This is a genomic window from Paenibacillus sp. p3-SID867 (assembly GCF_025142895.1).
Classification (GTDB): Bacteria; Bacillota; Bacilli; order Paenibacillales; family Paenibacillaceae; genus Paenibacillus_AQ.
In genome coordinates this window covers 53,715-68,158 of sequence record NZ_JAMBDM010000002.1, presented here as the reverse complement: position 1 = coordinate 68,158, position 14,444 = coordinate 53,715, and the positions used below count along the sequence as shown (strand labels likewise).

Sequence of the window (14,444 nt, the reverse complement as noted above, 5' to 3'; positions counted from 1 at the left end):
TACTAGGATATGACATGATTCTCCACGCTCACTCGGACTTGGATTCCGATTCCGTCTCCGCCTTATCCCTGAACTTCTTATAGAGCTTCGTAATATTCGCCGTATTGATCTCAATGTTGTGCTCGTAAGCGTATTTGACCGCATATCCCAACGCCAGGGTAGTGGCGCCCGCTACCGTCGCTCCGGCAACCGATCCCGCTCCAGGGAAAACCTTCACGATCTGCCGAAAAATGCTCTTGCCGATATTGCCGAATATCGTAGCGATGACCAGTTCCTTCGCCGTCTCTTTGCTGATCGGCCTATTGTACAGCACCGCAAGCCTGGTAAGCAGGCTCACCTGAATGCCGGTAATCGGAATAATATCCGATCCCGGAATAGGTGATGCGCCTACCGCTCCTGCCGAGATCGAGGCTCCGATGATCCATCCGTTGGCAGTAGCAGACTTCTCCTTGATGCTTTTGGCAAAGAGAATGTCTTTAGACTTTTTTTTAAGCATCTCCAGAATGCTGCTTCGCAGCCGGTCGATATTCTCACCCGTCCGTGAGGATACCGGCGCAACCTCATAGCGACCTCCGGTCTCCTTCTTGATCCGCGCCACCAGACGGTCGATCTCATCTGCAGCGTCAATTTTGTTCAGCACGATCAAGATGTTCGTGTTCACGGCCTGAATCATCTCGAAGGACTTCTTCTCCGCCTCGGAGAAGACAGTGCCGGCAGCGTTCAGGAAGAATAGAACGATATCCGCTTGTTTATAGTATTTCAAGGTTATCTCCGAGTTCGCGATGTTCACATCATTCAACCCGGGTGTATCTATGAAGTAAATATGTTCCTTGTACTTATGCGGTTTAATTTCCGTCGTTTCTCCAGGCTCTGCCCCGACGCCAGCGACCTCTTCACCCACGATCCGGTTCATGGTAGAGGACTTGCCTGTGTTCACATCACCAATCAGAGCGATGAGAATTTCCTGCTTCAGCTGACGGTTGATTTCATCCATTTCCTTCTCATAGGCCTCATCAGCTGCCCGGTTGATCTCGTCTTCCCATGATCTTCTGTAGTCACCCATTTCTGATCGTCTCCATTCACGATAGGTTATCGCGCCTCGTTGTAATCTATACATCCATCATACACTATGAAGGTCTGTACAACGAAGCCGGTTGCTCATTCCAGAGACAATGATCGGAATGTTTGGCCGTACTTATTATTTACCTCTTCGCCCCCTCAATGAAAAGGCTGCTCATGTAGGATAGCGCGAACACAGAAATTCCAAACAAAAAAAGCGTGAAATCATCACGCTTTCTTATTTGCATTATTTATTTAATTAAAATAATCACGTTACACAACTAAAAACTCAGCATGCTTCTCGCACTCCGCGCACTTCACCGGTGGGTCCCAGTCCGAAAACTCGGTCTCCTTCAGATCAACAATATCCGGGGCATCCTCATATTCATCCACGAAATTTTCGATCGCTAGTTCCACATGTTCCTTGCATACGACGTACATTCTATGCATCCTTTCTATCTTTCGCCTCATGTTGTGTTTATCTTCAAACCAGTATAGCCACTCTTCTGTTCTACCACACTCTACGAGAAAAAGAAATGTTTTTAACCCATTTGCTCATCCCGGCCGGATCTCAATCCACAAAAGTTTCCTGTCTATCCATGGATTTCACATCAAAAGTCCTTATGACCCACCATCATTTCTATGCGGACAGCAAAAAAAGAGCGTAATCCACGCTCTTCTTCGCGACCGTTTCACGGCTCTTATCTAACCTTTTTCAAATCTCTCTATATTGGATACTATTCAACGCTAACCATTATATATACCCATGAAATGATGCACGAAACAATGGACAAGCACGTTCACCCTAAAAAATCCGCAGTGATTCAGGGCCAACCACGTCACCGATCCAGCCTGCCTTATTCTCCAGGCTTTTCTTCCAGCTTCACCTTCAGCGACTGCAGCTTGCCGTCACGATAGAAGGTCACGTCCAGGTCTTTGCCTACCTTCGTGTTATAGTAAAGGTGCTTGCGCAGCTCTAGCGTCGTCGTAATCGGCTTGCCATCCAGCTTGACGATCACGTCATTCAGCTGCAGACCCGCATCCAGCGCAGGTCCAAGCGCATCCAGCACGACCACGCCTTCGGTTACCGTCTTCGGCAACTTGAGGTCCTCTTTCTCTTTCTTGCTCAGCGGAGCATACGGATTACCCAAGTCCACGGTATATACGCCGAGATAAGGGCGTGCAATATGCCCCTTCAGCATCAGCTCGGTTACAATCTCCGTAATTTCATTGACCGGAATCGCAAACCCAAGCCCTTCTACGCCGGTGTCCGCGATTTTCATCGTATTGATGCCGATAACTTTACCGTTCAAATCCACTAGAGCGCCCCCGCTATTCCCCTCGTTAATGGCGGCGTCGGTCTGAATGACCTCCTGCTCCCAATCATAGATACCATCCTGATTCAGGGATACCGGTATTACGCGGTTCGTGTAGCTGACAATCCCGGATGTGAGCGTGTCACCCAGGCCGAGCGGGTTGCCGATGGCGATGACGGTTTCACCGAGGCGAAGCTTGGAGGAATCCCCAAACTCTGCAACTTCTCCGATGCCTTTACTGTCAATCGACAGAACGGCAATATCACTAACTTTGTCTGTGCCGACCAAGGTCGCCTTCTTCTTCTCGCCGCCTACCAGCACAACCTCCAGGGAATCGGCACCATCAACCACATGGTTATTCGTAATCACAAAGGCTTTGCCCTCGAGTTTCTTGAAGATAACGCCAGAGCCCAAGGTGTCTTCCTGTGAGCCGCCGAAATCATTTCCGAAATCAAAATCCTCACCGAAGTCGAATCCCTCCGGAAGCTCAAAATCCCCTTCTTCCTCTGGCAGGGCACCGAAATCCTCTTCCAACCCTTCTCCCTCAAGACCTTCCTCTTCTGGCATTGCGGTCTCTTTATGTGTCAGCACACTGACAACAACCGGTCGCACCTTCTGAGCAACGCTAACAATCCGTTCATAGGGATCCCCATCGGACTTGGACAGCTGATGGCTGCCATTAATCAAGGTAACCGGTGAAGAGGTCGCAGGATGGCCTGTTATGAAGCTAAACAGCATCACCGCAATCAGAGCACTGCACACAGAACTGATCGCGGAAATCTGGAATGTGGATAAACCCTTTTTACGGCGGGTCGTCCGCCACTTCGTTCGCTCAGGTCGGTCCTCGCTGGTATTTTTGCTCCGTCTGGAAATTTTAGTTGAATAGAAATCATCGTCAAATAATCCCATTGCGATCCCTCTCTCCCCTTGGTTGCTACGCGTCAAGATACTTTACCAGCTTCAGACCCTCCGCCATTACCGACTGACCTATGAAATCATCTTGTCGTCATAACAACCTGCCCTATACCGAGTGTATCTAGCTTCCTATGAAATCGGCAGCGTGCCACCTGTTAAATATCTCTCTACTGTAAAGACTATTCAGCGGCCCAAAAAGTTGCATTTTTAGGCATTCTATTTGAACTTTTATCGAAATATCGCTCTACCAACCATATTTCAATCCATTGCCTGAAATCTGGTTCCATAAAAGGTATGTATTCCCACCCGACAGTTCAAAAAAAACCCTGTATTCTTCTATTACCACAAACAGGGCGACTTAAGCGCGAAACATCTGTTTTTTCTAAAAAGAGATGGGAAAACTTGGGCCATCCTTATTTTAAAAATGCAAAATGCCTGGTGCCTTGTTCGATGCAAGTGCTTAACAGAAGCATTCAGACCTTCTAGTCTTCCTATTGTACCACACGAACAGAGGTTCACGTCAGCTTTCTTTGATAAAAACAAATGCCAAATTGATGGCAATTTTAAGGGTCGGTACAATGACAGATTCTTCAATCCATAACAACGAATAGTCAGGATGAACATATTAACCTTGTATACGTAACAGCCGACCAAACGGTTCCATTATGAAGGGATTTTCTCTAATGATCCAAATTCCTCTCTTCCGGCATATCCGCTATTCCCAACTGCCTGCCACCCTCATTCGCGCACTCCCCCCCTAACATACTACCGGACAATTGTGTAAAGAAAATGGCAAAAACCGTCGGTCTTGCATGACGAAATCGATCCCTTTTGAACCGCAACGTTGAAGGAATCTCCGGGACCCACACATCATTCCTATTTGGATTCCCCGCAACTTATTCTTCCTACACCATCCATTGAAAAAATACTTCCAGCCGCCTCCTTACGCTTTGCTCCTACAGACAAGATCGGCCTATCCCGTTTCCACTACTCGAATGCCTCGGTTCCATTCTCTTCAGCTCTCCCTCATGTTTGAACTGGTTAGGTTATCCATTCATCTGTCGGTGCCCCGCAGGGAATGTTATGAAGGGGAAACTATTGCAAGGAGGGTTATGGGATGGCAAGAAGATCAAGACGGCGCCGGAGTCCCGAAATGCAGCAGTTCATGACCGACGTCATGCGGAACGAAGGCTATCAAGTGGACCCGCAGAGACAGCAGGACGTCAAATATGAGGTGGCCAAGTCACTCGGTGTCCCTCTTAAACCGGGCGACAACAGGGACCTGACCACCGAGCAGGCCGGTAAAGTCGGCGGTGCGATTGGCGGTTCCATGGTCCGGGAGATGGTGCGTATGGCACAAGAGAGTCTTAGCAAGCGTTAGAACGAGCCTCGTCTCTCGGAACTCAGTATCCCTTAAACTGCAAAACAGCCCCACGCCATAGTTCCCTATGATCGTGGGGCTGGTCTTGTTATGCCTATATATTGATAACTAATAGTAAAATTGCTCAAAAAGGAATGCTTCATTGGTAAGAATGTCGTTATCTAAACTCCCTGTGCGTACGGTGTATGATCCGGGGCATGCCTTGGATGGCTGTCGACCATATGCCTATTCGCCGACCTTATCCCAAGGGGTCGGGCGGTCATAATACGTATCACACAATTTAAACTCGCTATCCTTGAAGAAGCAGCCTCGGTCCTCCATCGTATCGCGGACGGTCATTCTCGCCAGCTCCATCATGTTGTGATCCAGGCTGAGATGGGCCAGATACGTTCGTTTGGTATCCCCCGTCAGCAGCTCGCTTAAGGCATCGCCTGCCGAATTATTCGACAAATGTCCCATATCGCCGAGAATCCGGCGTTTGGTATTCCACGGATAGCGTCCCATCCGAAGCATCTCGATATCGTGATTGGCTTCCAGCACCAGGACATCCGATCCATCCAGCGCTTTCTTCACCTTATCGCTGACATAACCGAGGTCCGTCGCGACGCCCAGCTTCTCGTCGCCGTCATAGAAGCAATAACCGACCGGTGCCGCAGCGTCATGGGATATTTCAAAAGGCTCCACCCGCAGTGTGCCAAAATCCTTGACCTCATGACTCTCCAGCACAATCCGGTTCTCTTCCGCAATCTTGCCCAGCGACTTGCTCATCGCTTCCCATGTTTTCTCATTCGCATAGATCGGCAGATTGTATTTGCGCGCCACCGCGCCAAGCCCCCGGATATGATCCGAATGCTCATGCGTGACCAGGATCCCGTCGATTTCTTCCCCCATCATTTCGCGTTCTTTCAACAACTCATCGATGCGCCGTGCACTTAAGCCCGCATCAATCAACAGTGTCGTATCCTCATTGCGGACAATGGTCGCATTGCCCGTTGAGCCGCTCGACAGCACGGAAAATGAAATCCCCATAGTCTTGTTACTCCTTTGTCGTATCGCTTTTTGGCGTCAGCACGTCCCCGCTGATCCCTTGTACATAGATCATCTCGCCATGATCCAATGTAAACCGCCAAGTTGGTGCTGCTAACTGGTCCTCCGTATTAAACAACTGTCCGTAATAGCCCAGCTGAATGTCCCTTACCGCCGAATCGGGCGGGATGAAGTTACGTTCAATGAGCGTTTCCAAAGCCTTGGATGCGGGCAGAACCTTTTGTTCCTCCATATCGTCGGTTGGCATAATCTCAAACACCGGCTCCCGGTACGCATGGATCTTCTGGGATTCGTAAATGAACTCCAGCTCCACATTGAACAGCGGCCATTCCTTCTGCACCAGTGGCCGGAAGACAATGATATTCTCTTTATCCGACTGCGGATCATGGCGATAATTCCCGAGATCCTTGATCTTGCCCTCCAGCGCATTCCGCAATTCCTTCTCATCGGCATAAATCAGCTCCGTGTCAATGGGCTGCTCCAGCCCTACCGGCCCTCCCTGCGCTTCCGCGCTGTAGATATAATTAATCTTGGGCAGCTGCGGCGTTTCCGTCGGAATCGGGCTCAGCAATTGAATCCTATTCTCCTCAATCACCTGCTGCGTGCTCTCGGAAAGCGAGGTGAAATCCAGATTGGAGCCGACCTGCTCGCGGTAATCCATCCAGAGCTGATAGCCCAGCACCAGATTCAGCAGCAAAAACGCGTAAATCAATACATTTTTGGCACGGCCCCAATCCATGATGTTCCCTCCTTATTCAATAACGATCTCTATCATTATTCGAATGTGATAACTGACCCGTTCTGGAGCTCCAAGGCCCATACAGGCTTAAGCAGCAACCCTTCTCCCGCACGCACCGGTAAATAGGCAGGATCCAGACCGATAACCACATTCTTTCCCTCCATATAAGGCTTCAGCTTCGCCTCCAAGGCCTCGCCACCTGTCAGCTTCACCATCTGTTTCTTCAAGGCAGCAGACTCAAGATATAACAGCGAGCGCTCATACGAGGTTACCGTCCCCTGCTGTAAATCCAATTCCATGACGCCATACTGGAAGCCCGGTGTATTCAGGATCGGGAATCCGCCATAGTACTGCTGGAACTTTACCAGCGTTCGATCCTCGGATTCACCCGCCTTAGCCAGCCTGTACGTGCCATTCCAGCCCCCGTGCTGATTCACGAAATCGATGGCCGACAGCACATCCTTGCCGGGGCTGCTCTCACCGGATGGCGGCGCAGCCGGATCGGTATAACTGATCCATTTTTGCCCCTGATCCACCTGCAGGCTCCGCTTACTGTCTGTATAAATCTCCGAGCCGTCTTTTTCCCGGATATTGCGCGTGATGCTAGGGTCAAAGAACAGGCTCCGCTGCATCTGCTCTACCGTATATTCGCCAATGGGCAGTTCCATGCTGACCATATTCAGTTCCTTCGCCGGGGTATAATACCGGCCATCCACCATCTTATACGGCGTCCAGCTCAGCCCGAAGTCCACCAGCTGATCCACATCCTGAACAGTCAAATCCGCCTGCGCGGCTTCGTAGACCACATCGCCCTCTGTACTGAAAAACATGACATGGATCTTCGCTTCGCCTTCCACGCTGTACAGCCATATTTTATTGATGCTTTCCCCTTCAAACAGGGTATCCGGGACGATCTGCATCACTCTTTGGAGCAGCGTAACCGGAATGCCCGAATCAAAGCTCAGCTCAATGCCCCGATTCTCCGAGCGAACCTTGGCCCAGTCGATGTTGCTGACCATCCGACGCTGGAAATTGTCAAAGGTTCGGCCTTTGAGCCGGTTATACACGAGATTGTAGAACGTATCGTTCGGATAGAACACCGTGTGTTGGTCTTCGCCCAGATGAATGACCATCTTGTCGGGGAAGAGCAGATTCTCGGCCTTTTCCTCCGGGCCCATTTCTTCTGTTCGGATATAGGCGTTCTTGGATTGCACAACCGAATCACTGCCCGGAAAGCGGAAAATCAAAACGTAACTCTGCAGCAAACTGCCCACGACCAGCACAACCAACAGAATGGTCTTTAATCGCTCCTTCACGTTAATGCCCTCCCCTCGTTATCCAGGGGCAAGGTGAAGGTCACCGTGGTGCCTTTCTCCAGCTCGGATTGAAGAATAATAAAACCTCCATGTGCCCTGACAATTTCCCGGGCAATGGATAATCCGAGACCTGTTCCGCCTAAATTGCGCGTCCGGGCCTTATCCACCCGGTAGAAGCGCTCGAAGATCCGGTCCAGATCCTTCTTCGGAATTCCGATCCCGGTATCCTTTACCGATAAGGACAGCATGCCTTCCTCCGTTATGCTCGCATCCATGGTGATAGTGCCTCCGTCTGGCGTATATTTAAGGGCATTGGATATCAGATTGTCGAGAACCTGATCAATACCGTCCCGGTCCAGCATAGCTGTCGATACGCCCGGTTTCACCTCAATAATGGTGCGGATATGCTTTTGTTTCATTTGGAATGAGAAGCGGTCCTCAACGTCCTCCAGCATCTCCACAATGTCCGTCGGCTCCTTATGCAGAGCGGCCTCCTTGGAATCAAGCCGTGACAGATGCAGCAGGTCCGTTACCAGCCGGATCATCCGGCCGGTCTCATTCTGGATGACGCCGACAAATCGCGGCCCCATCTGTTTATCCTCCAGCGCCCCATCCTCCAGCGCTTCGGTATAACTCTTGATGGTGGTCAGAGGCGTACGCAGCTCATGGGATACATTCGCCACGAACTCCCGCCGCGACGCTTCCAGCTTCTCCTGCTCCGTAACGTCTTGCAGCACTGCAATCGTACCGGTGATGCCGATTTCCCGCCGATGAATCGGAGTAAAGGTCACACGCATCATGAACGGTTCGCTGCCCTCGCGCGGCACAATTTCCAGCAGCTTGGAATCATGCCCTTCGCTGCGCGCCAGCGCCTCCGATTCGGACTCCTCAAGACCCAGGAGGGAAACGATATCGTGTCCTGCCAGCTCTTCTCCCTCCACGCCCAGCATTTCCCCGGCGCGCCGGTTCATCAGGATGACACGTCCCGCTTCATCGGTTGCGATAACGCCGTCACTCATATTGGTCAGAATCGATGCCAGCTTCTCTTTCTCTTCTTCGTTCTGCGAGAGGGCTTCGCGCAGACGGCTGGTCATATAGTTGAACGCCTGGCTGAGCTGGCCGATCTCATCGCTGCCGAACACCGGCGTTTTCTCGGTAAACCGGCCGTCCGCGACGGCCCGGGCATGCTTGGTCAGCTCCTTGATCGGGTTGGTGATCGTATGCGACAGGATGACGCCAAGCACCGCCGTCAAGCCAAGGGCCAGGAGAATGCCCGATATAAAAATATTGTTGATCCGCTGCATCGTGCTGTACAGCTCGCTCATGCTGGCTACGATATAAATCGCGCCGACGATTTTCTCGTTGTACATGACGGGCTTGGCCACCACTTTTTTGCGGATGTTATCATCATCGATAATATACTCTTCATTATCCTGTATACCCTGCAATGCCCGGCTGACAACCGTCTGCGTGTTCTTCGTGTTCACGTAATCGGCATGGGAGGGCAGCGAGGTCGTCAATACCCGTCCGGTGGAATCCAGTACCTGAATCTCGGCTCCGTTCAGATTGAACAGATTGTTCACCATGACGCGCAGGCTATCATACGGGTTCTCCTCCGTAACATTCTCGCCGCCAAGGGTCTTGGCCGCCAGAACCGACATCAGCTCTGCGCGTTCCTGCAAGTCCTTCGTGAAATTGCTGGTCAGCGAGTTCTTCATCGCACTGACAAAATACACCCCGATCAGCTGCATCGCGATCAGTATGAGAAGGACATAAATGATGATGACCTTCGCCTGAATGGTGCGGAAGAAGGACAGCCACTTCATTACAGGCCTCCGTTTTTAGCGCTGCGCATCAGGTAGCCCAGTCCGCGCCGAGTCAGAATATATTCCGGCTTGCTCGGATTCTCTTCAATCTTCTCGCGAAGTCGGCGAATCGTAACATCCACGGTCCGCACATCGCCGAAATATTCAAACCCCCATACCGCCTGCAGCAAATGTTCACGAGTCATCACTTTACCGGCATTCCGGGCCAAATAATACACCAATTCGTATTCGCGGTGCGTCAGATCTAGCGCTTCCCCGCTTTTATATACCATGTACATATCGGTATCAATGAACAGCTCAAACAGCCGCAGGCCTTGTCCGCCTGCACTTGTGCCGCCTGTGTTATCCGCTGAGTTGTCCGGCTTTTGCTGACGGCGCAGATGCGCCTTCACGCGTGCCAATATTTCTCTGGTGCTGAACGGCTTCGTCACGTAATCATCCGCGCCAAGCTCAAGTCCAAGCACCTTGTCAATCTCCCCGTCCTTTGCCGTCAGCATGATGATCGGGATCTGCAGGTTCGCGGCACGTACCTCGCGGCACACATCCATTCCGTCTTTTCCGGGCAGCATCAAATCAAGCAGCATTAAATCCGGCCGCTTCGTAAGCGCAATCTCCACCGCGCTAATGCCATCAAAAGCGCAGATGACCTCATAGCCCTCTTTTTCCAAGTTAAACTTTAAAATATCGGCGATGGGTTGTTCGTCATCCACCACCAGAATGGTTCCCTGCATTGTCCTGTTCACCTCATACCTTCACATAAAGAGGATGTTTAAAAGTCCCTCTTCGAACTCACACTTAAACGGTCTTCTTCCCATTTTACCACACCTGCCGCCGCTACACACCCACCGCTCCTAGCTGACCCGATTCAGTGGTGGTTTTCAGCGGTTGAAGTTTATAACTATACTGGATTATGATGGAATATAGCTTTCGAAGGGTGTTCTTCCATCTTATTTAAGTTAAAATTGAGAGCTCAATCTATTAGTACAGGGAGGAGTTGTTTGGATGGAAAGTACAAATATAGTTACTCATTTTAGACCCATATATATTTTGTTTATCCTCATTCTGATCATCACATTGTTCATCATGATTTTTCGGAATCGCCCTAAAGTAATCAATGGTTTTACAATCGCAATAATTACCCTTATTAGTTTGGCAGTATCCGCTCATCTGACCTTTCAAATAGGTTACCTTGCAGATGAATTGAGAACCAGCGGCGACGCTGTATCCTTTAATATGTTTATTGCAGTAGCGATACTATCGTTGGTTAATCTCCTAGTCTACGCCTATAGAAGAGAATAGTTTTTATTGATGTGTCCCACCCACTCCGCCTCCCAACGGCCGCCCCGATTCAGGGGGCGGCCACCCGCTTCCCGGCGGAAGGCACGGGGATGGATTCGACAGATAAGGGAAAATCTTCGGCAGCAGCGAGCGGCGTCATTCGGAGAGCGGCAGCGATCGCCTTTGGATTCGGAAAATCTCATCTTACGAAACATTCTTATTTTCCGAATTCAACAGCGACGGAGAAGGATACCGCTTGCGCCACCACTGCGGATATTTCCCGTTCTGTCCCACCCACTCCACCTCCCAACTGCCGCCCCGATTCAGGGGGCGGCCACCCGCTTCGCAGCGGAAAGCACGGGGATGGATTCGACAGATAAGGGAAAACCTTCGCAGCAGCGAGCGGTGTCATTCGGAGAGCGATAGCGATCGCCTTTGGATTCGGAAAATCTCAGCTTACGCAACATTCCTATTTTCCGAATTCAACAGCGACGGAGAAGGATACCGCTTGCGCCACCACTGCGGATATTTCCCGTTCTGTCCCACATCCCCATTACATCCACCTGTTTAAGACGCAAAGATGGCCGCCCCCGTTAAGGAGCGGCCATCTTCACTATTATGATATATGAACCAATAATGGCTTATGTCGCATTGGTTTATCTAGTATAACACAGAACTACAGATAATTCATCGGATTTTGAGCAACTCCATTTTTTTGTACTTCGAAATGGAGATGAGTTCCAGTAGAACGGCCCGTATTGCCCATGACGCCCAGCTTGGAGCCTTGTCCAACAGATTGTCCGTTGCTTACGGAAATCCTGCTCATATGCCCATACAGGGTGCGGTATCCATTGCCGTGATCGACAATGACGACATTGCCGTAACCACTCTGCTGACCGGCGAAGACCACTCTGCCCGAAGCGGCAGCCATAATCGTGCTTCCGCCAACCATATCGACACCTTCATGGCTTCTTCCCCAGCGATGACCGTAGGAACTCGTAATGCGTGCCCCGCTGACCGGCCATGCGAACATGCTGCCGCTGGATTTCTGGGTCACCGTTGCCGCTTTTTTCTTGGGCGCTACCTTGGTGCCTTTATACACCACTTCCGGCAGGGACTCCTGAACCACCTGTTGGCCTGTCCATTGCTTAGAGATGACCTTGCCGTTCTCTTTGGTTACGATGTAATCCACGGTTTTGACGCCATCCCGCCCGGGACGAACGACCTTTCGTTTCCCCAAAGGAAGCTCGCTGCTCTTGCGGACAATCGTTTCCGGCTTGCTTGGCTGCTTCTCCGACACCGTCTCCACCGTTCTTACCGTCAGCGGTGCTTCCGGTTTCGTTACCTGCAGCTCGGCCCCGATCTGAACGTATTTCTCCTCCAGTCCGGGATTCAGCGCCATGACGTCAGCAGACTTCATGCCAAAATGCTGCGCAATTGAGGAGATCGTATCTCCCTCTTTCACCGTATATACCACCGGCTTGTCCTTCGTGCCCGTAAGCACTTTAACCGCTTCTTCCACGTCCAGCACCTTGTTCGGGTCGGCCTTCGTGTTGGCAAGCGAGATCTTCTCCTTAATCTCCACGGACTGAAGCCCGCTTCCGTCATCGCTCTTCTTGCTCGATGCCGATGCGGACGTCTTCGTGAAAGCGACCCTCTGGGTCTTCTCCTCCTGGGCAGCTGCGGGAGCGAACTTCAGCTTGGCCGCTTCGACGGCAGCTTTGGCTGCCTGCTGATCCTTCACGATGGCAACTGTCTTGCCGTTCACCTTCAGCTCTACGCCGCGGGCATATGCCTTCAGCATGTTATCCAGCTTTTGGAGAGTCTCCTCGCTGTTCACCTCTGGTTTAAAGGAACGATCAGCCTTCGTTGTAATGCCGTCGGTGTGAAGCACCATAAGTACGTCAGGGTGCTCCTGCTGATACTCCTTTTGCTTCTCTTTGAGCAGCTGGTCAAGCTGGGCATCATCTTGAATGGTACCGATCGCTTTTCCATCTACATACACATGATAGAACGGAACCGTATTCGCGTTCACATACGCTTTTCCGCCCGTATATATCGTTCCTGCTATGAGCAATGCCCCTGCCGATATCCAAATCCACCTGCGCGGTGAAGTCCATCCCCGTTTTTGTGGATTCGACGGCTCCGAGGGCTCTCGATTCGAGTTGTTATTGTGGGCAGAATAATCGGCTGCTTGCTTCCGCAAGAGGCTGTCCATCCACCGTTTCCCCTTAGAACCTTTCATGTCTCTCTCCTTTAAGCCTTGTTCATATGTAAGAATCTGTTCATTTGAACTCGCTGACTTAGTATTGATTATGACACAACCTGTCAAAAGGTATCAAAATTTTAACCTTTTCGATCTTCGTATACTTTAACATAGCCATTACAATCATTTCAAGTTTACGAAAACAGCGAAAAACCCGCGCTGGGCACGGGTTTCCTGATTTTCCCTACTTTATAACCTCCGCAAGTCAGTGACAAAACAGTGACAGTATGGGCCTGATAGTCGTTATACCGTTATTCTTTAAGCATGGTGATCAGTTTATCGAATTCCTCGGCATTCAAATATTTGGATATGCCCTGCTCGATGTCCGCAAGTTCCGCTGCAGTCAGTCCATCCTCCATCGCCGCAGAGATCTTCTGCATTTCCGATTGGGGCAGTTTATTCATCAGCAGGGTAAAAATCTCTTCTTTCTCCTCTGTTGGCAAACTGTCCTTCCGATCCACAATTTCCCCCGGCGTCATCACAATCTCCTGATCTTCCAGCGAGGTATCGTTAGGCTGCTCTGTCGTGTTCGTGCCCATTACCGGCAAGGAATTGTCAGGTGCCTCTTCATCAGCTGGCGGCTCACCCGTCGTTCCCGCCGGGTTCGAATTCGCTTCGTCATCCTCTTGTGCCCCTCCATCACGATCCAAGCCGCTCCCTGGCGTTGGTTCATCAGACGTGGCATTCTTATCTTCTGCCCTATTGTTATCCACCGCGGGGTTGACACTACCGACATCTGGCTTGGTGCCGGAGCCCATACCGAGCATCGACTTCATGATACCTCCAACCCCCATCGGCTCCGTCTCCAGCTGAATGTTAAAACTGGACAACACCGATTGAATATAGGCATTGACCACGATGCCTGTTGTCACAATCGTGAGCGTGCTCACCAGGATGGCGGTCAAGCTAACTTTCAACAGCCATTTCGTCCACTTCATCCGTATTCCTCCTTCCTCCTACATGTTCTGAAATGACATGGCGATAATTGCTTTCTTTTTCCAGTATTGACGGCTCAGAATCGCTTCAATCCTCTTTCCTTCATTTTTTCTACCTCCATTTGATATATTTCATGATTCCGTTAGTTTTAGGCCCATTCCAAAATGAAAAAACCGGAACCATCCCTAGCAAACCTAGTAGATGAATCCGGTTTTTATTATGCTGGATCGTGTACCTTGTCCAGCTCTCAAGAAGGCCACACGCCTCATTGAGTTCATATGGTTTCTGTCCCCCTATATTGATCTGACTGCATATACCCGCTGCCTTTAGCCCCAATTCCAAATTATCAGCGTGCTGTCCTCTAT

General features: G+C 50.6%; 12 protein-coding genes. 2 read left to right on the top strand and 10 right to left on the bottom strand.

Annotated elements, in window-relative coordinates; genetic code table 11:
- Positions 1-28: 28 nt before the first annotated feature.
- From M4D81_RS03605 to M4D81_RS03595, 3 genes are all read right to left on the bottom strand, one after another.
- Positions 29-1,063, bottom strand: coding sequence for a GTP-binding DUF697 domain-containing protein (locus M4D81_RS03605; protein ID WP_260064486.1), 1,035 nt, complete (start codon positions 1,061-1,063; stop codon positions 29-31).
- A gap of 269 nt (positions 1,064-1,332) precedes the next feature.
- Complete coding sequence (locus M4D81_RS03600) at positions 1,333-1,500, bottom strand: CxxH/CxxC protein (protein WP_006207301.1); 168 nt, start codon at positions 1,498-1,500, stop codon at positions 1,333-1,335.
- 416 nt (positions 1,501-1,916) lie between these two features.
- Positions 1,917-3,284 (bottom strand): S1C family serine protease, encoded by a 1,368-nt coding sequence (locus tag M4D81_RS03595; RefSeq protein WP_071219360.1) that lies wholly within the window; start codon positions 3,282-3,284, stop codon positions 1,917-1,919.
- Between the two features lie 1,123 nt (positions 3,285-4,407).
- Between M4D81_RS03595 and M4D81_RS03590 the strand changes: the two genes are divergently transcribed.
- Entirely contained in the window at positions 4,408-4,671 is a 264-nt protein-coding gene (locus tag M4D81_RS03590; RefSeq protein ID WP_194540257.1) for an alpha/beta-type small acid-soluble spore protein, read from the top strand.
- Positions 4,672-4,896: 225 nt separating this feature from the next.
- On the opposite strand, the gene M4D81_RS03585 is transcribed toward M4D81_RS03590, so the two are convergent.
- The 5 genes from M4D81_RS03585 to yycF are packed head-to-tail and all read right to left on the bottom strand — an operon-like array spanning position 4,897 to position 10,330.
- Positions 4,897-5,700 carry an MBL fold metallo-hydrolase gene (locus M4D81_RS03585; protein WP_071219359.1) on the bottom strand — a complete coding sequence of 268 codons (804 nt, stop codon included), beginning with the start codon at positions 5,698-5,700 and terminating at the stop codon, positions 4,897-4,899.
- Positions 5,701-5,707: 7 nt separating this feature from the next.
- Positions 5,708-6,457, bottom strand: a complete 750-nt coding sequence (yycI, locus tag M4D81_RS03580; protein WP_071219358.1) for a two-component system regulatory protein YycI — start codon at positions 6,455-6,457, stop codon at positions 5,708-5,710.
- Between the two features lie 35 nt (positions 6,458-6,492).
- Positions 6,493-7,773, bottom strand: coding sequence for a YycH family regulatory protein (locus M4D81_RS03575; protein ID WP_260064483.1), 1,281 nt, complete (start codon positions 7,771-7,773; stop codon positions 6,493-6,495).
- Positions 7,770-9,599, bottom strand: a complete 1,830-nt coding sequence (walK, locus tag M4D81_RS03570) for a cell wall metabolism sensor histidine kinase WalK (protein WP_260064482.1) — start codon at positions 9,597-9,599, stop codon at positions 7,770-7,772. The genes M4D81_RS03575 and walK overlap by 4 nt, the downstream gene beginning before the upstream one ends.
- A complete protein-coding gene (yycF, locus tag M4D81_RS03565) occupies positions 9,599-10,330 on the bottom strand; it encodes a response regulator YycF (RefSeq protein ID WP_071219355.1) in 732 nt (243 codons plus the stop codon). The genes walK and yycF overlap by 1 nt, the downstream gene beginning before the upstream one ends.
- Before the next feature lie 657 nt (positions 10,331-10,987).
- Between yycF and M4D81_RS03560 the strand changes: the two genes are divergently transcribed.
- Positions 10,988-11,257, top strand: coding sequence for a hypothetical protein (locus M4D81_RS03560; protein ID WP_260064481.1), 270 nt, complete (start codon positions 10,988-10,990; stop codon positions 11,255-11,257).
- A gap of 296 nt (positions 11,258-11,553) precedes the next feature.
- Here the strand turns inward: M4D81_RS03560 and M4D81_RS03555 are convergent, their stop codons facing one another.
- Together M4D81_RS03555 and M4D81_RS03550 are read right to left on the bottom strand one after the other, a co-directional pair.
- Positions 11,554-13,122 carry a M23 family metallopeptidase gene (locus M4D81_RS03555; protein WP_260064480.1) on the bottom strand — a complete coding sequence of 523 codons (1,569 nt, stop codon included), beginning with the start codon at positions 13,120-13,122 and terminating at the stop codon, positions 11,554-11,556.
- A 272-nt stretch (positions 13,123-13,394) separates the two neighbouring features.
- Positions 13,395-14,081 carry a hypothetical protein gene (locus tag M4D81_RS03550; protein ID WP_260064479.1) on the bottom strand — a complete coding sequence of 229 codons (687 nt, stop codon included), beginning with the start codon at positions 14,079-14,081 and terminating at the stop codon, positions 13,395-13,397.
- Positions 14,082-14,444 lie beyond the last annotated feature (363 nt).

Bases quoted from the DNA above. Each gene is read 5' to 3' on its own strand.
- M4D81_RS03605 (WP_260064486.1), bottom strand. From the start codon at position 1,063: ATGGGTGACTACAGAAGATCATGGGAAGACGAGATCAACCGGGCAGCT.
- M4D81_RS03600 (WP_006207301.1), bottom strand. From the start codon at position 1,500: ATGTACGTCGTATGCAAGGAACATGTGGAACTAGCGATCGAAAATTTC.
- M4D81_RS03595 (WP_071219360.1), bottom strand. From the start codon at position 3,284: ATGGGATTATTTGACGATGATTTCTATTCAACTAAAATTTCCAGACGG.
- M4D81_RS03590 (WP_194540257.1), top strand. From the start codon at position 4,408: ATGGCAAGAAGATCAAGACGGCGCCGGAGTCCCGAAATGCAGCAGTTC.
- M4D81_RS03585 (WP_071219359.1), bottom strand. From the start codon at position 5,700: ATGGGGATTTCATTTTCCGTGCTGTCGAGCGGCTCAACGGGCAATGCG.
- yycI (WP_071219358.1), bottom strand. From the start codon at position 6,457: ATGGATTGGGGCCGTGCCAAAAATGTATTGATTTACGCGTTTTTGCTG.
- walK (WP_260064482.1), bottom strand. From the start codon at position 9,599: ATGAAGTGGCTGTCCTTCTTCCGCACCATTCAGGCGAAGGTCATCATC.
- yycF (WP_071219355.1), bottom strand. From the start codon at position 10,330: ATGCAGGGAACCATTCTGGTGGTGGATGACGAACAACCCATCGCCGAT.
- M4D81_RS03560 (WP_260064481.1), top strand. From the start codon at position 10,988: ATGGATTCGACAGATAAGGGAAAATCTTCGGCAGCAGCGAGCGGCGTC.
- M4D81_RS03555 (WP_260064480.1), bottom strand. From the start codon at position 13,122: ATGAAAGGTTCTAAGGGGAAACGGTGGATGGACAGCCTCTTGCGGAAG.
- M4D81_RS03550 (WP_260064479.1), bottom strand. From the start codon at position 14,081: ATGAAGTGGACGAAATGGCTGTTGAAAGTTAGCTTGACCGCCATCCTG.